General features: G+C 45.2%; 20 protein-coding genes. 3 read left to right on the forward strand and 17 right to left on the reverse strand.

The features are described 5' to 3' along the window. Position 1 precedes the first annotated feature (1 nt). The 4 genes from ACFQ0C_RS17505 to ACFQ0C_RS17520 form a co-directional block, all read right to left on the reverse strand. A complete protein-coding gene (locus ACFQ0C_RS17505) occupies positions 2-946 on the reverse strand; it encodes a carbohydrate ABC transporter permease (RefSeq protein ID WP_258215789.1) in 945 nt (314 codons plus the stop codon). A gap of 128 nt (positions 947-1,074) precedes the next feature. Continuing rightward, positions 1,075-2,577 (reverse strand): sulfatase-like hydrolase/transferase, encoded by a 1,503-nt coding sequence (locus ACFQ0C_RS17510; protein WP_379368347.1) that lies wholly within the window; start codon positions 2,575-2,577, stop codon positions 1,075-1,077. Positions 2,578-2,593: 16 nt separating this feature from the next. Continuing rightward, positions 2,594-2,902, reverse strand: a complete 309-nt coding sequence (locus ACFQ0C_RS17515) for an L-rhamnose mutarotase (RefSeq protein WP_379368348.1) — start codon at positions 2,900-2,902, stop codon at positions 2,594-2,596. Positions 2,903-3,033: 131 nt separating this feature from the next. Then, entirely contained in the window at positions 3,034-4,086 is a 1,053-nt protein-coding gene (locus ACFQ0C_RS17520; RefSeq protein WP_379368349.1) for a GntR family transcriptional regulator, read from the reverse strand. 1,232 nt (positions 4,087-5,318) lie between these two features. Between ACFQ0C_RS17520 and ACFQ0C_RS17525 the strand changes: the two genes are divergently transcribed. Beyond that, entirely contained in the window at positions 5,319-5,846 is a 528-nt protein-coding gene (locus tag ACFQ0C_RS17525) for a GNAT family N-acetyltransferase (RefSeq protein ID WP_379368350.1), read from the forward strand. A 200-nt stretch (positions 5,847-6,046) separates the two neighbouring features. Here the strand turns inward: ACFQ0C_RS17525 and ACFQ0C_RS17530 are convergent, their stop codons facing one another. Further along, positions 6,047-6,796: a class I SAM-dependent methyltransferase gene (locus ACFQ0C_RS17530; protein WP_379368351.1), complete on the reverse strand. Its 750-nt coding sequence runs from the start codon at positions 6,794-6,796 to the stop codon at positions 6,047-6,049. Positions 6,797-7,161: 365 nt separating this feature from the next. Further along, positions 7,162-7,914, reverse strand: coding sequence for a MerR family DNA-binding transcriptional regulator (locus ACFQ0C_RS17535; protein ID WP_379368352.1), 753 nt, complete (start codon positions 7,912-7,914; stop codon positions 7,162-7,164). A gap of 155 nt (positions 7,915-8,069) precedes the next feature. On the opposite strand from ACFQ0C_RS17535, the gene ACFQ0C_RS17540 reads away from it, so the two are divergent. Together ACFQ0C_RS17540 and ACFQ0C_RS17545 are read left to right on the forward strand one after the other, a co-directional pair. Next, a complete protein-coding gene (locus ACFQ0C_RS17540; protein ID WP_379368353.1) occupies positions 8,070-8,954 on the forward strand; it encodes an alpha/beta fold hydrolase in 885 nt (294 codons plus the stop codon). A gap of 368 nt (positions 8,955-9,322) precedes the next feature. Further along, positions 9,323-10,156, forward strand: coding sequence for an AraC family transcriptional regulator (locus tag ACFQ0C_RS17545; RefSeq protein ID WP_379368354.1), 834 nt, complete (start codon positions 9,323-9,325; stop codon positions 10,154-10,156). Between the two features lie 281 nt (positions 10,157-10,437). Here the strand turns inward: ACFQ0C_RS17545 and ACFQ0C_RS17550 are convergent, their stop codons facing one another. The 11 genes from ACFQ0C_RS17550 to ACFQ0C_RS17600 all read right to left on the reverse strand — a co-directional run bounded on the left by ACFQ0C_RS17550 (position 10,438) and on the right by ACFQ0C_RS17600 (position 21,371). Further along, positions 10,438-11,547, reverse strand: a complete 1,110-nt coding sequence (locus tag ACFQ0C_RS17550; RefSeq protein ID WP_379368355.1) for a Gfo/Idh/MocA family protein — start codon at positions 11,545-11,547, stop codon at positions 10,438-10,440. Between the two features lie 67 nt (positions 11,548-11,614). Further along, entirely contained in the window at positions 11,615-11,989 is a 375-nt protein-coding gene (locus tag ACFQ0C_RS17555) for a VOC family protein (protein ID WP_379368356.1), read from the reverse strand. Between the two features lie 19 nt (positions 11,990-12,008). Next, complete coding sequence (locus ACFQ0C_RS17560) at positions 12,009-12,782, reverse strand: sugar phosphate isomerase/epimerase family protein (RefSeq protein WP_379368357.1); 774 nt, start codon at positions 12,780-12,782, stop codon at positions 12,009-12,011. Positions 12,783-12,815: 33 nt separating this feature from the next. Continuing rightward, positions 12,816-13,694 carry a carbohydrate ABC transporter permease gene (locus ACFQ0C_RS17565; RefSeq protein WP_379368358.1) on the reverse strand — a complete coding sequence of 293 codons (879 nt, stop codon included), beginning with the start codon at positions 13,692-13,694 and terminating at the stop codon, positions 12,816-12,818. 14 nt (positions 13,695-13,708) lie between these two features. Next, on the reverse strand, positions 13,709-14,659 hold the full coding sequence (locus ACFQ0C_RS17570; RefSeq protein ID WP_379368359.1) for a carbohydrate ABC transporter permease: 951 nt from the start codon (positions 14,657-14,659) through the stop codon (positions 13,709-13,711). A gap of 92 nt (positions 14,660-14,751) precedes the next feature. Beyond that, positions 14,752-16,125: an ABC transporter substrate-binding protein gene (locus tag ACFQ0C_RS17575; protein WP_379368360.1), complete on the reverse strand. Its 1,374-nt coding sequence runs from the start codon at positions 16,123-16,125 to the stop codon at positions 14,752-14,754. 17 nt (positions 16,126-16,142) lie between these two features. Next, positions 16,143-16,877, reverse strand: coding sequence for a ThuA domain-containing protein (locus ACFQ0C_RS17580; RefSeq protein ID WP_379368361.1), 735 nt, complete (start codon positions 16,875-16,877; stop codon positions 16,143-16,145). Positions 16,878-16,917: 40 nt separating this feature from the next. Next, on the reverse strand, positions 16,918-18,054 hold the full coding sequence (locus ACFQ0C_RS17585) for a Gfo/Idh/MocA family protein (RefSeq protein WP_379368589.1): 1,137 nt from the start codon (positions 18,052-18,054) through the stop codon (positions 16,918-16,920). A 40-nt stretch (positions 18,055-18,094) separates the two neighbouring features. After that, complete coding sequence (locus ACFQ0C_RS17590) at positions 18,095-19,531, reverse strand: NAD-dependent succinate-semialdehyde dehydrogenase (RefSeq protein ID WP_379368362.1); 1,437 nt, start codon at positions 19,529-19,531, stop codon at positions 18,095-18,097. Between the two features lie 47 nt (positions 19,532-19,578). Next, positions 19,579-20,538: a phosphoglycerate dehydrogenase gene (locus tag ACFQ0C_RS17595; RefSeq protein WP_379368363.1), complete on the reverse strand. Its 960-nt coding sequence runs from the start codon at positions 20,536-20,538 to the stop codon at positions 19,579-19,581. A 23-nt stretch (positions 20,539-20,561) separates the two neighbouring features. Then, positions 20,562-21,371 carry an HpcH/HpaI aldolase family protein gene (locus tag ACFQ0C_RS17600; protein ID WP_258215760.1) on the reverse strand — a complete coding sequence of 270 codons (810 nt, stop codon included), beginning with the start codon at positions 21,369-21,371 and terminating at the stop codon, positions 20,562-20,564. Between the last annotated feature and the right edge of the window lie 38 nt (positions 21,372-21,409).

A 21,409-nucleotide genomic window follows, 5' to 3' on the forward strand; every position in this document is an offset into this window, starting at 1 on the left:
CCTAGTCCAGTTTCTCCGTCGGTTTAATGAGTTTGTTTGCGGCTAATGTGAACAGCACCAGAATAGCAAAGATCAATACGCCAATAGCAGAGGCATAACCTAATTCATTGTATTCAAAGCCTTTCTTATACAAATAAAGAGCCGGTGTCAGTGTCGTAAAGCCGGGACCCCCGTTCGTAAGCACCAAAATATTTTCGAAGCTTTGATATTGATGAATGAATGCGAGAATAACAACCAGCCGAATTTGATTTCTGATGAGAGGCAGTTCAATGTGCAGAAAACGCTGCCAAGCATTCATGCCGTCCATTCTGCCGACCTCGAACAGCTCCGGGGAGATTGTAATTAAGCCCGCCAAATAAATGAGGAAATAAATGCCGCCAATCCAAGGGAAGTTGACGAATAATATCGATCCCAAGGCTGTCGCGCTTTCTCCAAGCCATGCATGGGTCCAGGATTCTAAGCCGATGCTTTTAAGCAGCACATTTAACATGCCGTTACTCATATATATCCATCTCCACAGTAAAAAGATGATAATATAAGGAACGACCATGGGAACGAGAAACAGCACGCGGTATCCATTCTGGAGTTTTTTATTAGAATGAAATACTCCGACTGCTGCGTATAACGGAAGTGTTAATTGGATGAGTACAAAGCTGATCGTTAATATCGTTACATTTTTGAGAGAAACGTAGAAGGTCGGGTCGCTTAATAGCTGGACGAAGTTATTCAATCCGATAAATTTGTTAATATTCGCCCCGTTCCATTGGTAAAACGACTTTAAGATGGCCGTATAAAACGGATAGTACTTAAATAGACCCATTGAAACAAATATAGGTATGAGGAAGGAATAGGCAATCAAATGCTTATTCAGCTTTCTCCTTCGTTGTGATGCCTTAGCCGTCTTGGGTTGGGTGGAAACCACCGCACCGGATTGGGATTCTGCCATTATCCCTTCTCCTTTCTCATGTAGCCGCTCACGAATTTCGCGCGACTGATACAACCATTTTAGCTTGCAGCTGCCTGGCTGTCGTGGTCGATCCTGCCATTCTAGAGGCCGATATGAACACAGTTCATCTAAGCTTTATCCTCCCATGGATCCCTTAGGTAAGAGGCAAAGGTCAAATCGACCTCAGGGACCGGATCTTCCGTTCTTAACCGCCAATTGAGAATTCTACTGCGCATCGCCTCGATTCTTTCCTTATATTGCGGCTGTTCAGCCAAATTACAAAATTCGTCGGGATCGGCCGTCAGATCGTACAGCTCACAAGGCTGATTGCTGTAATGCACATACTTCCAATTGTCATCGCGAATCATCGTCGCCTTGCATTGATGAGGTGCCAAACCCAACTGCTTGCGGCAGTGATAATACTGGAAGTCCCACTCGGCGAATACTTCACGCTTCCAATCACGAGCAGTACCATTTACTAATGGCAGCAAACTCGTACCCTGGACCGCATTAGGTAGAGGTATACCCGCTAATTCCAGCAACGTTGGCAGTAAATCAACCGCTTCGGCAAATTCGGAAATGGCTCGATTTTGCGGGATGGTGCCCGGCAGCTTGAGGATGAGCGGCACATGCACCGCTTGCTCGTAGAACAGCTCTTTCTCTATCATATGATGATCGCCCAAATATTCACCATGATCCGAAGTAAATACGATCAAGGTGTTTTCCAATACCCCCATTCGCCGCATCTCTTCAAACAAGCGGCCCAGATGATCGTCCAGCTGTGTAATCATTCCGTAATACGCAGCGCGTACACGTCGGAGCCGGTCTTCATCTTCGAGAAAATTTCCCCTGCGCTCATTGCGAAACAGCTCTTGTATCGGTGGCTTATGCTCCAGTTCTCTCTCCTTCAGCTTAGGCATCGGTACTTCCTTCGGGTCGTACATACTAAAATAAGGCTCGGATACGCTAAACGGCAGATGAGGCTTCCAATAGGACAGATGCAGCATCCATGGACGTTCCGTCGTTTCCTTCATAAACCGAATTGCTTCACTCGTCATGTAAGCGGTATCAGAATGCTCCTCGCGAATTCGGCACGGATAATCGGCCTCTGCAAAATCCTCTGGATAAGCTTCATGTCCGGGCTGAGGTATAAGCTCTCTGGGCCAGTAACGAAATCGGATGTCTTCTTCGCTGTATCCGCATTGCCGCAAATATTGCGGGTAAGACGAATATCCGTCCTTCGCGGGTAAACCGTCATAATAGGCATAATATTCGAATCCGTAGGTTTCCGTAATAGGAGTAAAATGCGTGCGTCCAATCAGAGCTGAACGATAACCGGCCGCGTTGAAATAATCGGCAATCGTTTGTTCACCGGCTCCGAACGGCACCTCATTGAACCTGACACGATGGGCATGGACATAACGTCCCGTATAGATGGAAGCCCGGGATGGCGCGCAAACAGCGGACTGCACATACGTTTTCTCGAACCGGATGCCTTCAGCAGCAAGCTTATCAATGTTGGGTGTCTTTACCATCGGATGGCCCGTGTGTCCCAGACTATCGTACCGAAGCTGATCAGCCATGACAAAAAGAATATTGATTGGCTTAGCGTTATGGTTCAATTTTGTCATACTTTCGCTCCTTTTGTTAATCTAAATGAAATACTTCATCCAGCAATGTCATGCTCTTATCCCCATCCCGAATGAGAATCGCAGACATATAATCGTACCATTTTCGCTGAATGGGGTGAGCGTCTAGTCGGATTAAAGCTTCATCGATGTTATTGACGCTTTCCATATAACCAAACAAGCTTTGACCTTGACGAAAAATCGAATAATTTCGGATACCGCAATCCTTTAACAGCACCAAAAGCTCCGGCCAAACCTCCCGGTGCCTTCGATCATATTCATTCTCCATACCAGATCGGATTGTTAAACAAAAAGCGTGTCTGTGCATTCTGTCCCTCCTATCCTTTGTAACCTTTATATATATGTATAATAGTAAAGCATCAACCCATTTATTGTCAACAAAAAGCCGTATTCCGATCATGCTCATTCGGAATACGGCTTTAAATTAGAAGACCAATATTAGATAGCGACAACAGAGTCGCCTATTTTCAATTCACATGGAAGCAATTCCGTTCCCGAATCAAGCTGCCTCTCCAGGAGTCGGCTTACCGCCAATCGCCCCATTTCGTGAAAGGGCTGTACTATGGCACTTATTGATCCGTTCTGCACAAAAGCATGCTGTGGGGTGCCTACGATAAACAAGGACAACTCCGCTGGAATCGTTATCCCCTTTTCCTGCAGAAGTTCTAACAATATTAAGGTTGTCGTATAATCCGCAGCAAATAGCGCAGTCACCTCCGGATTACGATCCAACCAATTTGAATATAAGACTTTAGCCTCTGTCCTGTCCTCCGGACGTCCAACAATCCACTGATTCTCCAAGGGAACACCATATTGTTTAAAGGCGTCCCGGAACGAATCAACCCTCCGCTCATAGTTGGTAAATCCGTCCCGGATGCCAAGTAAACCGATCCGCTGATGGCCCTGCTTCAGCAGATAGCCAACAGCCTCAAATACTGCGCCATATATATCCGAATCCACACAGGGAAAAGGAGCTTGTTCCCAGCTAGAGTTCAATACAACGAATCTCTCTCCTTTATTCCGAGCATCAACCAATACATTCCATTGGTCATTGGATGGGGTAACAATGATATATTCATCTAGTCCAGGGGGGATCGATTGCAGATCTGCCAGATCCAGGAATCTTATAGAAACACCTCGTCTATGTGCTTCATCCCGCATGCCGTCCATCATTTCCGACAAGGTGGCATATACACTGCGGTGCTTGTTGCACAGCCAAACATTCAATGTATCCGCTGCCTGGTGGGGATTGCTCTCCCGGGGGGGCTCTTGATTGGACACATATGTCCCTTTGCCTTTTCTCGCCGTCAATAAACCTTCGAGTATAAGCTCCGTAATAGCCCTATTCAAGGTTCCCCAGCTGCAATCATACAGCTCACACATGACATTTCTGCTTGGCAACAGCTCGCCTGGACTGTATATACCTCCGGCTATTTTATCTCTGATATCCTGTTTAATAGAGTAATAGGTTGGGGTAAAATCCTTGTTCATACCTTCCTCCGTCGCTTTTCTTATCAAATATATACATTTATATATAAGTTACACCATATCCTTTAGGGTGGCAAGCGACCCGATACTTGATTGTTGAAAAAGCAGGCCTTTACCCTCATCAGTTGTTATCGATGTAAAAACTCCTGCCAAATGTCACCTATTTCTTTTTTGCAGAGGCTTTAATAAACGCTTGCGCCACATCCTCCGCATGGACTTGGTGTATGGTTTCCATACCCAAATTCGGAATTACGACTTCCTCCCCTTTTCGTGCGAAAACCTCCGGATTGAAATGAGACCGGCCGGATTCAGGGGCGCCCAACCGGTTCCAACAATATGCCCGGGATGCAAAATGGTAGCCGGAAGCCTGATCTTCTCGACATATCGAGCAGGCAGCTTTCAATTTGCGCTTTGAGAATTCAGTATTGCCCGAAAGGCTTGCGTGGCTCTTCTTCCGTAGTCGGCACCGACACGCTCGGACCATGAACCCAAATCGTGCCACAGTTAATATAATGCTGTATGTATTTTAGTCCTTCTTCAATCCCGTCAATTTCCGTTTTAAGTCCACCTTTTTTGAAAATACCGAATCCATGCCATTATTACAACTCAAAACCGAAAAACAGCGCTTGACGAAGTCATTCGATTTCGTCTCCGTGTCCAGCCTAGCACTAGACAAAAACATAAGAACGGTAATGACAGTGCACAAGACTTTATTCGAATTTATTTCGATTCGAAGCCATTGCCTGCTCCCAAAAACCTGCATTTATACATCCTTTGGCCGGTAAATCCGAAGTCTCATAGAATTCATGCAAAAGTGCATTTATTTTTTCAATCTTAGCTGAACCGGAGCATTTTCCATGGAAATGGATGTACTTTTGCAGGTTTTTTCTCTCTAAAGCAATTCCTCTAGGAAAATAACTGCATGTTTGCAGTTATTTGTGAGGACTACTGGTCGGGCGAGGGTCAAGTACTGATTTTGAGGTTGAGCTATTATTACCACTTCATTAATTTTGTGTTCAGGTGAAAATTCGACATCAATTTCCATTTTCCTTTTTATGGATATTAATAATGATAATTGATACATTTCTCGGTTATATGTTTTAAGACTTTTACCCGATTCCCCGCGACTATTGTATTTGCAGGCACATCCTTCTATGCGCCTTCTGAACATTTGCAAACGGACTTTCTTAACCGTAACTTCAAACAAGACAAGCCGCTCACATGATAAGATATATATGAATCTTAAAGATAGGGAGCGATTGTTTTTGGTCATACTGCAGCCTTCAGATTTGCCAAAAGTTCTTGATCTTCTTGATTTTGTTTACTGGAGACTTGAACATAAAGACTGGTTTTTCAAAGACGATGAGGACTTTCTATCTCGACATTTTGAGGCAAGAGGCAGAATATTTGGCATATTTAATGAGGATAGGCTGACCGCTTATGCTGTGCTATCCTTTCCTGGTAGTGACCACGATAATATTGCCCAACATTATGATATTTCGCATGAGGAGTACCATGAAGTTGCAATGCTTGATTCGTGCATCGTACACCCGGATTACCGCGGAAGATCGTTTCAGTATCATCTTTCGTTGCAGCGTGAATTATGTGCGAAGGAATTTGGGTATACGCATTTATTATCCACAGCTCATCCGGATAATGCAGCAAGCGTCAACAATTTAAGTAAGATCGGAATGAAGATTTACCGGACCGGTATTAAAAAGGATAATAAAATTAGACATTTTATGTATAAATCATTGAAATGAAAAATTATCCCGGACAATTTTCGCCCAATGAAAAATAGAAATATTTGGTAAATATAGTCTGATGATTCCGTAAGAAAAGCTGTGCAAGATCAATGAGTAGTCTGGACACAATTGGACGGAGCGAAGGGGCTGCCAAGTGGCAGCCCCTTTGTTGTTAAATTATTGTTTTTCGTTAGTGAGATGCCCTTTATTCTTTCCCCTTATTTTTTTGCAATAATCATAAAACGTTTGGAATTGGTCATTATTCCCTTACTTGTTTGATTTTCCTCAATGAATTTTTTTAGCACAGTAAAGTCATTCTCAACTTTTCCAAAGTTCGAGATGATTGGTGTATGTTTTAACAGGAACACTAGATCCTCGTATGTTTTGTAATACTCCCTTGCATCAAATTCAAAAGACTGGATATCAGCAAATCCTGCTTCATTTAATTCTGATATATATCTATTTTTTAGTGTCCCGTCTTGGTTACTGAACGACTGCCCTCTCCCAAAAGCCTGCTTAATATTGAGTTTATCATCTTCACTTACTTGCTGCGTAAGAAATATGCCACCATTCATCAATACATTGGCTACTTCTTTTGAACAGAAGGGCGAGTGCCGACAAGATACCACGTTAAAAAAGTTCTTAGGAAAATCTATTTTGTCAGCATCCATTTGCGAAATACGTACATTTGATTTTCGAGATAACTTCAGATTAGCATTTGCGGCCTCAATCATTCCTGCTGAATTGTCAATTCCGACTAGTAATAAAGCAAACTCAGCAATAGATAGCAGAGCTTCCCCTCCACCAGTGCCGATATCAAGCAATAGGTCTGATTTCTTGCATCTTTGGGAAACTTCATTGTAGAAATTCCAATTTACTCCTTCAGATATACATCTAACTTTACTAAAATCCCAACCATTTGTTTTTCCAACTCTATCGTAAAAATTCTTATACTCTAATTCGTTCATTTTTTTCAATCCTCTCAATGAGATAATAAAAGCCAAAGGATTTTAGAATTTACTGAATAGGAGGCAAGATGATAGCTCATCAGCCCGCTTATTCAGACAACTCCTGGTATCCTTTGGCTTTAACGTAAATGATGATAGCCGACACCATCCAAAGTTTTAATTTTCATGTGTCAAAAGGGTATAGAACCCCCTTGATGGCTGGTACGCGTTTTTTCCAGCCCGAAAACTAAATACCTCGAACGTTACGGATTGACATCCACTTCACCTCATTAGAACAGATTATTTTATTATAAATTCAGGGAGCATGATTTTACAAGCAATTCTTTATGATGCGTACTTGCACGTATCGCAGTGTGTCAGCCAGATCAGTTGACCCCCGCATTATGATGTATTGGTATTATGCTTGTATCCCCGCACATGTTTATTTTTTGTATATAGCTCATCAATTCGGCGATTCCTTTATATTGTAGTGTTAACTGATCATTCAGTTTTTTCAGAGCTAGTTGAAAGGATCTTTCTATCGAAGCCATCGTTTGTGTTTCTAAGTCATCAAGCAACTGCTTCATGCTCTCTATGAAGTAGACTGTTTTTCTTAAGCTGCTGATCACGATAATTTTTCTTAATTCAAGCGATGTAAATACTCTGTACCCATTTTCTTCATTTCTCCTCGAACGTATCAGCCCCTCTTTTTCCCAATGTCTAATAGCTGAGGGGTTGACCCCGGCAATTGCAGAAACTTCACCGATCGTCATTGCATCACTTACCTTCACATCTCTGAATCCAGAGAAGTCGGTTTGTTTGATCATTGTCAAAACTTCTTCAACTCGCTGTTTTTCCATTTGAATTTTATGTTGTTGAGCATTAATTAGCCAAAGGGATTCTACTGTATGCCCACGCTTTATTTTTCTCATTGCCTCATAGATGACAGGAATATCATGTCCTTTCAACAAGGCTCGAATGGTAACAAAAGCTTGAAGATGAGTAGAAGTATAGCATCTACGGTTGCTGACTGTTCTAGGCACTTCCGGTATCAAGCCTTGTTCTTCATACCTTCTTAGGGTGGTCGTACTGACATTTAGTATCTTGGCAATACGTTTTGGCGTATAGGTAACTTCCAATATGATCACTCCAATATTTAAAGTGAAACCTTCAACTGCTACAACAAGATTTATACACATATTGTACGTCATATTAAGCCAAAAGATAGACCAAGCCGAAATCTTGCATGAATGTTATATGATCATTATATAAAACCAATTTAGGAGTGATCAGGTTGATAAAAATGGTGAAGCTGATGAATGGTTCAGAAATTGAGGTTCGATTGGCTGGAAATCCCGATTGCAAGACAATCATGCTGCCAAATGCTAAAAAAACGGTCTATGGCGAAGAAGCCGAAAATTTGAATATGTGGGGGGTAGATCCGGAACTAGGTGAACATTTTGTCGAAGGACTTGCGGATACTTTTCAGGTTCTCTATTTCGATTATGAAGGACATTTATTGGCTTATCCGAACCCGGATCACCTGACGCCGGAACAGATCGTGCAGGATTTGTTGCGGATCGCTGATGAGATGCAAATTCGATCTTTCAGCTACTATGGCTATTCCTGGCTGGCTTTGGTAGGATTGCAACTGGCCATCCGAACCGATCGACTGGAGAGCTTAATTATGGGTGGATACCCGCCATATAATGGACCCTACTTGGAAATGATGACGGTGACGAAAAAAGCCTACGAGCAGGCGCTGCAGAACGAACAAAACACCGTTACTCCCCATCAGCCATCCGAAAACCCTGAAGAAATTGATTGGAACAATATCACCGTGAAGATTGATCCCCGGGTTGCAAAGCAATTTATGACCCTGTATCAAAATTTAATGGGTTTTGATGACCGAAGCATACAAGACAGACTGCAGCTTCCGAAGCTTGCCTTTGCGGGAGAGAAGGATAGCATCGTCTATGGCAAAAACTTTGGGAGTGTGACGGTCGATATCGTCGGTTTACTGGAGAGAAATGAGAATCGACTAAACGAGCTCGATTGGGATGTTGAAATCCTAAAGGGAAACGACATGGATCATACGAAAGCCATGCAACCGGCAACGGTGTTACCTTTAATTAAACCTTGGTTAATAGAAAAGCTATTGCGTGACGATCGGGAATAGTGAGGGATATCTGAAGGAGAAATCCTTGGACATTCCGCGAAATTCTGAAAGCTGTAATAAAACACATTCGCCATCGGGCAAAACAAGAAACTAATAATGAGTAGAACGGCAGGTGCAATTAATATATAGGGCAACCAATTCGTTCGAGAGCGTTATATAAACCAACAAGTAAAGCAACTTCCCACCACAATCACGTACAATCGGTTCGTTTCAATAATGTAATGTTAGCTTATTTTTAAAATAAAAAGTTATATTCTTCTGTTACAAAATATCACTTAATAGTTATAATTGAATTAAAGTTTGCTTGAAGGAGACAATCGTTGGAACACTCGACCAATATTGAAAAAAGCATTAATGCACTTCATATTTTGAATAAAAGAGCATTAAATCTTCGTTATAGAATTGTATCCACAGAAAATGTCCCTATCTTTTATCATTACCACAAAGGGATCGAGGTACTAATTGTCCATCGAGGCAAAGGAACTCTGACCCTCAACCGCAAGATTTATAACCTGGAAGCAGGATGTGTAGTGATTTTACAACCATTCCAGCTGCACCGTGTTCAATTTGATACCAATAATCATTGCCCTTATGAGCGCACAACTTTGACCTTTGAACCTTCCACCTTTGCACCTTTTCTTAAAAATTTTCCTGTGCTGTCCCGTTTTTTCGAGCAGGTTTGGAAAGAACAACTATCCAATCAGGTATTCCGTATGGATCGCAACACGACTTACATCTCAGGTATTCTTGAACGTTTTCATGATATGGTTTCAGGGTGGGACGAGGATGAAGACCTCGAAGCTGCTTCTATTTTGATTCTCAATATTTTAGATTATCTAAAATCATTGCATAATGGTGGTTTTGGTGGGGTGTCACGTCCTGAGAGCCACACTGAAAAAATTATGAATTGGGTCGAGGAGCATTATAAAGAACCTTTTGCTCTGGACGACTTAGCCAAGGAGCTCCATCTTTCCAAGCATTATGTCTCACATCTATTCCAATCCGAAACAGGGGGCAGCATCACCGAATATGTGATCGCACGAAGAATAAGACAAGCTTGTTGGTTGTTGAAAACAGAATCGAAATCTGTAGAGCATATCGGCTCGTTAGTCGGAATACCTAATTCCCCCTACTTTTGCCGTATCTTTAAAAAGATAACGGGCTTAACTCCAATTCAGTACCGTAAAAGCCATTTAAACTAAATAGGATCTACTCTGTGTGCAGCATCTTAGTCAGCGCTGCAGATGACTTCATAATACATTGTCGAATTGCGATCACGTCTCAACCAGCCTAACAGTTGTAATTTAATCCATTATTTGGTCATTTCGGTATACTTAGCTGGATTGACAATGAGGCTTGTACTAAAAAAGCGGCTGAGCAAGGTGTTATTCCTGCCCAACCGCTTTTCACATTTTGGTTTGCTGCTGCGATATAATCCGATCAGCTGTTTCTTTGATTGCCTGATAAAGGGGCCCCAGGTGTATTATTCATCAAGCTGGTTGAATCTTAAACCAAGCGGTAACGGAACCGGACGATCGCACTTGTTCTTGATTGGTACATGCTGCTCCGTATCGGAAGATTCGAAAATGCCAAACATGACGTTGAGTACATGGGTCGCCAAGCTGCCGCTCGCCCGATGAGCTCTGCCGGATTGTATGGCATAGGCCATATCGGCTAAGCCGATGCCCCGGCTCTGCTCCGTGATGCCGTGGGATAATGGAAATGTTAAGACTTCCCCACTGCGTTGCTTCACTTGAATAGGACCCCCGAAGCCATTAGGGTCAGGCACATACAAGATGCCGTCCGTCCCGTAAATCTCCATGCGCGGCGTATAACCGAACCCTTCCTTAGCCCCAGTCAACGTAGCGATCGCACCGCATTCAAAATTGAGTACCGCCGATGTGTTCATAGGCGCTGCAACGGGAACGGTATCACCATATCGCGGGGACTTGGGATTCAGCAGCTTTAATTCCGTTCTGAGTTGGCTGGCAGAGCCGCTTACTTTGCGGACAGGACCCAGCATGGCGACAAATGCCGTGATATAATAAACGCCTACGTCGAACAGCGGGTCTCCTCCTAAGGAGAGAAAATTTTCAGGCGAGCGGTGTGTTCGGTCCGAGGCGTTGCCCGTTAAGATCAGCCCGCTGCCGCCGAATGGAGTGCCGATCCACCCGTCATCAATCAGCTTAATGCAAGACTGGATGCCTCCTCCCAAAAACGTATCCGGCGCACAACCGACACGAAGCCCTTTTGACTCCGCAACGGCGAGCACTTTTTCTGCATCCTCCTGAGTTAAGGCGAAAGGTTTTTCCGTGTACACATGTTTTCCCGCTTCAAGAGCCCTCAGGTTCAGCTCTGCATGGGCTTTCGGTACGGTCAAATTTAAAATAATTTCAATCTCAGGATCGGAGAGCATTTCCTCTACCGTATACACCTTAGGAATTTGGAACTGCTCCGCGCGCTGTTTCGCAAGCTCAGGAACAAGATCCGCACAAGCGGCAATTTCTAGAATATCTAATGATTCCGTGCAAACCTTCAAATAAGTTTCACTTATTACACCGCAACCGATCAAGCCGACTTTCATTTTTCTCATTGAACAGACACCGCCCATCTATTTTATATAAACGTTTTTTCTTAAAACTTGCTCATCCATTTCACAGTCAGGCTCTAGAGCCGTTAAACTCAATGACATTACCGTCTGGGTCCGTGACGTAAACCTGATGCCACTCCGTAAGATTATCCGGCCTATCTACATATGGAATCGAAGCCTCATGGAGCCTATCCAAAACATCCTGCATTCGATGCACACGGAGGGCGAAATGACCATCCTTGTCATCAATTACGGTTGTTCCTCTTAATGTTCTCGCTTGATTGACAATGAGATGAAGCTGTGTCGGCCCCACATCATACCAAGCCCCTTTCGATGGGAAAGGGGGTCTGACCGTCTCCTTCAAACCAAGCATTCCGCCATAAAAACGCTTCGCTTTTTCCAAATCGGTGACTGCGATAGAAACGTGATGAATTCCAGCATACATGGGATCATCTTCCTTTCACTTAGACGGCGCCAGCTTCGTATCGTTCTGCCATCTTGTTCAGATTGTGCAGACTGGTTCTAACGCTGTCCATCGGGTCGCCAACACAAACATCCTGCTCTACGACTAGCCACTCTACTTCTGATTTCATGCACCAATCAAGAATCGGTTCAAAGGCAATGGTGCCTGTGCCTATGGGGGCAAACGTTTTTCTTTCGTCATTCGTCATATCCTTCAAATGAATGATCGGTATGCGTCCGGTGTAAGGCTGAATGAATGCGAGTGGATCCTTACCGGCTTTTTTCACCCAATATACATCAATTTCAGCCAAGATCGGATTACCATCCGTCGGATCCAACATATATTCCAATGCACTACGACCATCCAGATTAGTTGCAAATTCAAAATCGTGGTTATGATAGCTGACCCGCAAACCGAGAGGAGACAGCTTATTCGCAGCATCCGTCAAAATCCGTTTCACTTTCCGGTATCCGTCTTCGTTTCTCCAGTCTTCGGTAAGATACGGACAAATAACATCCTTGGTTTGAAAAAGTCCGGCTTCCTTAACTACATTTTCTAAATCATGCTCAAACCGTTCGATCGGAAAATGCATGCCTGCTGTCACGATCCCGATTTCCTTCGCAATCTGCGCCGCTTCTTCTGCCCTATATTGGGAAGGAACCCGCATTTGTACACCGGCCCATCCCATTTGCTTAAGTTGTTTCAATACTCCTGGAAAATCCTGCTCGATTTCATTTCTTAACGTATATAGCTGTACAGCAAATTTGCTTCGCATACATGTATTCCCCCTTCATTAATTCGTTTTGAGTTAACCTTTGGATCCGGAAATGACGATGCCCCGGATGAAATATTTTTGCATGAAGAAGAAAAGCACCAATGGCGGTAACACCGCTATCAATGACGCAGCCATGAGCAAATGCCACGGCGTCTGTCCGTATGCAGCCGTAAAATTCGCTAACCCAAGCGACAGCGGATAATTATCACGTGTGTTCAAATAGATCAGCGGGCCCATCAAATCTTTCCAACGGTACATGAATTCCAATATGGCCGCTGTAATCATAGCAGGTAGAGACAAAGGGAGAATAATCCGGAAATACAAAATAAAATAGCCGCCACCGTCGATTTTTACAGCTTCGTCAAGCTCTCGCGAAATGCCCATATAAAACTGCCTAAGCAAAAAAATCAGAAACGCACTGCCTGCAATAGTCGGAATAATGAGCGGCAAATAAGAATCAAGTAATCCTAGTTTGTTGAAAATCAAATATTGCGGAATCATCACAACCTCATGGGGAATCATCATTGTACTAAGCACGACCGCAAATAATCCGGTTTTACCTCTGGCCCGTAAACGAGCGAAAGCAAACGCCACTAAGGAAGAGACAAAAACGGTAGTAAAGACAGTAACCAAAGTGTACCAGCAAGTATTCCATATGAACTTATCAAAGGGAGCGTCACGGAATACTTGCGCAAAGTTCCCCCATTGAGGCTGCCAAGGAATCCACGTTTGCGGAATTTGATGAATATCTCCCAGCGTCTTCAGGGACGTTGAAACCATCCAAACTAACGGAAAAGCAAACAAGCATAAAAATCCGATCAAAAATACGTAGGCAATCGCCTTCTCCAGCGGGCTCAGCTCGCCTACTCGATATATTCTTTTGTTCCATGATTTGCCGATGCCGTTGTTCAAAACCGATTCACCTCCTAATGCTTGTTATCGTTCTCGTAATGAACTACTTTACGGGAAATCCATAAGGACAGCATCGTAAAGAAAAAGATAATGATGAATAAAATCCAAGCCTGGGCTGATGCATAACCCATCCGGAATTGTGCAAACGCAGTATCAAACAAATATAAAATGTAGAAGAAGGAACCCCACTCCGGACCGCCTTTGGTGATCACGTACGCCTCGGTAAAAACTTGAAAAGAATGAATCAGCGTAACTATGCTGTTGAATAGAATAACCGGCGATATAAGGGGTACCGTGATTTTGAAAAACCGGGTCAACCTCCCCGCTCCATCTATTGATGCAGCCTCGTACAGCTCATCCGGCAAAGTCTGCAAGCTTGCCAAAAAAATAACGACCGTACTGCCGAGAGCCGTAAAACGCATCAAAACAAAAGATGGGACAACCCAGTCCGTACTTGTAAACCACCCCGGCCCCTTGACACCGAACAATTGGAAAATAATTGAGTTCACGACGCCAAAGTCCGGATTTAACAGCCACGACCAAAGAAACGCAATGGAAACTCCTGAAACGATAGTCGGCGCATAAAAGATCGTCCGGAAAAGAGACTGCCCTTTTACTTTAAAATTTAACAGCACCGCTAGCAGCAGGCTGACAACAATGGTGAATGGTACTGCCAGCAGTACATAATAAGCAGTGACCTTCAACGATTGAAAAAACAAATTGTCTTTAAACAAGTTGGTATAATTTTCAAGTCCGATCCATTGTGCGGATTCGATGACATTATATGAAGTAAAGCTGATGAACAGGGATGCAACCATCGGACCGCCTACAAAAAAAATGAACCCTATAACCCACGGGGACAGGAACAGCCAAAAGGCCCGCTCTTCCCTGCTCCGCTCGCTTCTTGCTTTTCCGGTTACTGAAATAACCTTGTGCTCGGATACCCGCTCTGTCTCTGTTATCAATGTAAGATCACCTCTTCCTAATGAGAAAAGCTGCAGGGAGGCGGCAAAAAGCATTTAATCGCAGCTCTTACCGCCTTTTTGCCGCTCACCGGTTATTTTAGACTACTTAAGTTTTGATCGATCGTTTTCAGCCCCTCTTCAACAGACACTTTACCATTGTAGATGGCGTCGAACGTTTGATTGCTTGTCGTTAAAATCGTGGAAAATTTGCTGATTTTGTGATTGTCGGACGGGCGGCCGAACGGAATCGATCCTTCGTACACCTTCTTAATGTCCTGCATGCTCATGGCCGATACGGATGTTGTCGCTTGGTACCAATCCTGCGCCAAATCCAGGTTTGCCGGATAAGACATGGCTGCTTTGACATATTCCTTAGCGCCATTAGTCGGGTCGGTTAAGAATTTAATAAATTCCCAAGCTTCGTTTGGATTTTTCGAGGTTTTGCTGATTGACCACGGGTCCACATAAAGCGGAATTTGCTTGCTTCCGTCCGGAGCGAACGGTACGGCCGCGGCCGCCCACTTGAACTTGGCGTCCCTATAGGTTCTGAAGCCCCATCCTCCTTGAATAACCATAGCAACGCGACCCGTCATAAACGGATCTCCAAGCTGAGAGGCTGCGCTAAGCTGCGCCGGATTAGGTGACACCTTGTGCTTGCTGATCAAATCCAAGTTGGCTTGGATGGCTTCGATATTTTTAGGATTTTTGGAAACCTGTGGATCCCCCATGTTTCCGGTATCATACGCTTCTTTCTTAAAGAAGTCGCCGCCGAACAACCACGCCGATTTATTAGCTGGCTGGGCGTTCCATACGCCGAATACCTGCTTGCTTGGATCGCCTATATCTTTGGTCAGCTTTTTAGCTGTTTCCACCATCGCATTCCAGTTCCACGATTTATCGTTCCAATCCAAGCTCGGATACGGTAGTCCCGCCGCGTCGAATAAATCTTTATTATAAAATAAGAAAGTCGATGTATTAGACATTGGGAATCCGTAATATTTGCCGTCTTTACTGTAAATGTTTAAAACTTCGTCCGGAATCCCTTTGTACAGCTCCCGGTCCTTCTTAATATACGAAGTTAAGTCAAGCAGGGCATCCATGTTTTTATAAGTAGGGTATCCCGAGTTGGCCCAGTTGGGAGACCATACGTCAGGCACGTTCTTGCCGGCAATCATAGTTGTTAACCGTTGATCCACTTCTGCCTGGGGGATGACTTGAAGCTCGATTTTAATGTTTGGATTTTTAGCCTCGAATCCTTTGACCATAGCGCTGTACCAAGGCTCTACAGAAGGTTCGCTGCGGACGAGCCATGTTAATTTCACCTGCTTTTTAGACTCATCTGCTTTTGGTGCCGTATCCGGCTTAGTTGAGTTTGCCGGTGCGGATGAGCTGCAGCCAGCTAAAACAAGAGCAAGCATTTGAGATACGACCAAAGCCTTTAACGATGCTTTTTTAAACGTTTTCAAAACTATCCCTCCATATTTTATAAGTTATATGTGCCCTGCCCCACAGCTCCTGCATGTCCAAATACGATAGGAGATATTTCAAGCGGCTTAGCCCACTTTACCCCGTTTTGAATCACTCTTAAAACTTTTTCATTGTAGAATGTAGGGTAAGTTTCATGACCGGGTCTGAAATAAAAGATTTTACCTTTCCCCCTGGTAAACGTACATCCACTGCGGAATACTTCACCGCTTGAAAACCAGCTGACAAAAACCAATTCGTCCGGATCGGGAATATCGAAAATTTCGCCGTACATTTCTTCGTGCTCCAATTCAATATAATCCCCAATGCCCTCGGCGATTGGATGTCCGGGCTTCACGACCCACAGCCGTTCCATATCACCGGATTCGCGCCATTTCAGTCTGCAGTCCGAGCCTAGCAGTTTTTTAAAGATTTTGGAATTGTGACCGGAATGAAGGACGATGAGTCCCATACCGGCGAGCACCTTCCTGCGTACTTTTTCCACGATCTCATCATCCACTTCATGATGGTGCATATGTCCCCACCAGATCAAAACGTCGGTGTTGTCTAATGTTTGCTCCGTCAAGCCGTGCTCGGGTTGGTCAAGCGTAGCCGTAACCGCTTCCATTCCAGCCTTGTTCAAATAACTCGCTATAACCGTGTGAATTCCTTGCGGGTATAAATTCTTGACCTCTTCCATCGTCCGTTCGTGTACAAACTCATTCCAGACCGTCACTTTTATCTTGTTGTTCAAACCCGGGTCATTCCTTTCTTACTGAAATAAATTTCGAACATTATTGCGGGCCAAGCAAATCGGATATGTTGACCCATCGGCCAAGCTCGGAGGATTTGGAAACCGCTTCCATAACCGCTTGGTTATACACGCCGTCCGCAAAATTAGGCTGCGGATTTAACCCGTTTGCAACTCCGTTGATCAATTCGTAAATCAAGCTGATAAACGTGTGCTCGTAGCCGAGAATATGACCCGGGGGCCAATAGTTGCCTGCGTAAGGATGCTTCATTTCAGTGCAATTGATCGTTCGAAATCCTCTTAGCAATTCGTCCTCATCTGTAAAATAAACCTGCAATTCGTTCATATGCTCAAAATCCCAGCGGATCGAACCCTTTTCCCCATTGATTTCAAAACGATTTCCGTTTTTATTGCCGCCCGCATAACGTGTTGCTTCAAATACGCCTACGGCACCGTTTTCAAATTTGGCTAAAAAGGCGGATGTATCATCTACGTCGACTTCGATCATCTTGTCGTAATTTGGCTGTCCATCCGGACCTGCATCAGGACGGCTTTTGACGAAGGTTTCCATCATCCCCGAAACTTTCTTAAAATCCCCTACAAGAAACGACGCCAAATCGATAATATGACTGCCGATATCGCCAAGTGCACCATAACCGGCAATTTCTTTGCTGAGCCGCCATCTAAACGGCCGGTTCGGATCTATCATGCTTTGGTTCAAATAAACGGCGCGGATATGACGGATTTCCCCCAATTTCCCTTCACAGATCAACTGTTTGGCAAACTGCACGGCAGGAGCAAAGCGATAATTATGCATCAGCATGTTCACTTTGCCGGAGCGATCGGCGGCCGCCTTCATTCGTTTGGCTTCTTCCAAAGTAATGGCAAGCGGTTTTTCACAAATGACATGCTTGCCTGCTTCCAAAGCGGCGATCGCCATTTCTACGTGGGTATGGTTGGGCGTTGCAATATCGACGACATCGATATCATCCCGTTCAATGAGCTTGCGCCAATCGGTTTCATACGAAGCCCAGCCCATTTTCCGGGACGCTTTCTGAACCTCTTCCTCGTTGCGTCCCGCTATGGCCTTCAACACAGGCACTGCAGACTTTTCGAAAAAAAACGGAAGCTGCCTGTATGCGTTGCTGTGGGCTTTTCCCATAAAGTTATAACCGATCATACCTATTCGAACTTCCTGCCTGAGCGTCACTGCTTTCCCCTCATTCGCTATAAATTTTCATTGAAATATATTTCGTTTCGAGGAAATCGTCAATCCCTTCTTTACCCCCTTCGCGCCCGATTCCGGACTCTTTCACACCGCCGAACGGAGCCTGCGCTACGGACGGGAACGGATCGTTCAAACCAACGATGCCGTACTGCAGCTTCTCAGCCACGCGGAATGCACGACTTAAATCCTTCGTATAGAAATACGATGCCAAGCCGTAAGGAACGTTGTTCGCACGCGCTATTACTTCCTCCTCCGAATCGAAAACCATAAGGGGGGCAACAGGACCGAAGGTTTCCTCTTTGCAGATTAACATATTTTCGTTAACGTCGCTAAGTATAGTAGGCTCGAAAAATTGTCCCTGCCGCTCTGCTCTCTTGCCGCCGGTCAACACTTTAGCCCCCTGAGACACCGCATCGTCCACATGTTCCTTGGATTTTTCAACCGCTCCTCCATCAATCAGAGGACCGATCGTTGTACCCGGGTCCAGTCCGTCACCCAATTTCAACTGGTTCACCTTTTCAACTAAAAGAGCTTCAAACGGTTCCTTGATGGAACGCTCAACAAACACTCTGTTGGCGCAAATGCAGGTTTGTCCGGCATTGCGGAATTTGCTGCCGATCACTCCATTAACCGCGTCTTCCAGATCCGCGTCGGCGAATACGATAAACGGTGCATGGCCACCCAGCTCCATGGATACTTTTTTCACCTGATCCGCTGAGCGCTTGATCAAATATTTGCCTACTTCCGTGGAGCCGGTAAACGTGATTTTACGGATAGCCGGATTCGTTAAAAATTCATCCCCCACCTCGCTGGACGTAGATGTCGTAATCAGGTTCAGTACACCTGGAGGAAATCCGACCTTCTCGAATATTTTGAATAAAGCAACGGCATTCAGCGGAGTATGCTTGGCTGGCTTAACGACGATCGTGCAGCCTGCCGCCAGCGCCGGTGCAATTTTCCGCGTCACCATAGCCTGCGGGAAATTCCAGGTAGAGATCGCCGCGACAACTCCGACCGGCTGCCTGATGACAAGCAATCTTTTATCCTTGCTGTTTGCAGGTACCGTATCTCCATAAATGCGGCGCGCCTCCTCGGCAAACCAGCGGAAAAAGCTGTTGGCGTAAACAAGCTCGTTTCTTGCTTCCTGCAGCGGCTTGCCCTGCTCCACTGTTAAAATTTCCGCCAGCTCCTCGAACTCCGCGTCAATACGGTGGTAGCAGTCCATCATCAGGTCAGCCCGTTCCAACGCCGTCATTTGTGACCATGCCGGAAACGCTTTGGATGCCGCTTCGACCGCGCGCTGTACATCTTCACGAGAACCGTCCGCAGCCTCCCCGACTTGTTCGCCTGTTGCGGGATTGTAGGAAGGAAAATAAACTCCCCGACTTGGCTCCTCCCATTTTCCATTGATATAAAGCAGTCCTCTCATCTTAATCAGTCCTTTCTAAGAATAAAAGAATTAAAGAAATAAAATAATTACAGCTTCTCCGGAATCGAATGCTGCGGAGGCTGGCCCTTGCCCATCCGGATAATTTCTTCGGAACACAGCAGGCTCATACGGCGCATTGCTTCAATCGTATGTGATGAAACATGGTGGGTAAGTACACAATTATCCAGCGAGTACAACGGGGAACCCTTGGACAACGGCTCTTTGTTGTAAACGTCCAAGCCTGCCCCGCCGATGGATTTACGCGCTAACGCCTCATAGAGTGCAGATTCGTCGACCAATTGCCCTCTAGCCGTGTTAATCAGGAAGGCAGTCGGTTTCATTTGCTCCAAAAACGAGGCGTCGACGATCCGATCCGTTTCCTTATTCAATGGCAGATGAAGCGATATATAATCCGACTCCGCAAGTAACCGCTCCTTGCTTACATAAGTAACCTCTGCCCGCTCCGCCCAAGAATAATCCGGGTAGGCGTCATAGGCCAAAATGGTTGCATCGAATCCGGCTACACGCTTGGCTACGGCTTTGCCAATTCTCCCGGTCCCCATGATACCAACGGTTTTCGACCACATCTCATGAGTCAATATTTGCGGCGTCCATTGGCCTTCCCGGATGGACCGGTCAAAATAAGGAATTTGCCTCGATACGCTGAGCATGAGTGCCAGCGCCATATCCGCGACAGATTGTTCATTAGCTCCAGCCGTAACCGTAACCGTAATTCCATTTTGCATCGCATACCGCCAGTCGATCGCATCATAACCGACCCCGAAGCGGGCGATGAGTTTCAGCTCTTTCCCCTCGCTTATCGTTTTTGCTGTTAACGGGTTGGATCCGACCACATAGGCCGCAGCGTCAATAATGTTTTCGCGGACCTCATCTTCAGTCACGTGGCGGGTCGGCTTTGTAAAGACTACTTCAAACCCCGACTCCTTTAACAAAGTCACGGCGTCCTGATGAAACATATCTGGAGTGACAAGCACTTTGTTAGTCATGAAAAGGACTCCTTTCGCATTCGTTAGTACCGCACTTCCTTTATAGCGCTCTTACTTTCGAGCGCCGAAGCATCCAATTGGGATATATCGGCCAAAGCTTTGCTGAGCATTCCGGCAATTTCGCTCGCAATCGCGATAAATTGAAAGCCTTCGGCAATGCGCTTGTTGGCCGCCTCTGGGCTAGCAACATGAATACCGGTGGGTACACCATTGCGACGAGCGGACTGTTTCACTTCCTCTATAGCGGCTGCAACCGCCGGATCGGTGCTCTCCAGCCCCGGCTTCAGTCCCATGGAAGACATCAAATCATTGGGTCCAATAAAACAAGCATCGATTCCAGGCACACTCAGTATGTCATCAATATTGCGCACAGCCTGGATATGTTCAATTTGAACAATCACTGCGATCTGTTCGTTGCCTTTCTCAAAATAAGTTGAGGTATCGGTTTCGAACCCAACCGCATGCCTTCGTCCGCCGACACTGCGGCTGCCGAGCGGATGATACTTGGCTTCGCGTACAGCGAGCTCTGCATCCTCCTTTGTATTGACCATCGGAACAACGATGCCCCATGCGCCCATATCGAGCACCCTTTTAATATTTTCCCCTGTGTTCCAAGGCACCCGTACAAGCGGTACAGTACTCGTATTAAACATTGAAGATACCATTAGTCCCGCCGTTTCAATGGAAATAGGATTATGCTCCATGTCAATGACCAGCCAATCGTATCCGGCTTGGGCCATCACCTCCGATGTATACGGGCTCGGAATGGACAGCCACGATCCTACGCTCGGTTTCCCTTCGCGCAGCCGCCGTTTAACTGTATTTTCTCTCATTGTCCTTTCGCTCCTGTCTTCGACAAGCAGCCGCCTAA

The sequence above is a fragment of the Paenibacillus sp. GCM10027630 genome (assembly GCF_042676305.1).
Taxonomy (GTDB): domain Bacteria; phylum Bacillota; class Bacilli; order Paenibacillales; family NBRC-103111; genus Paenibacillus_S.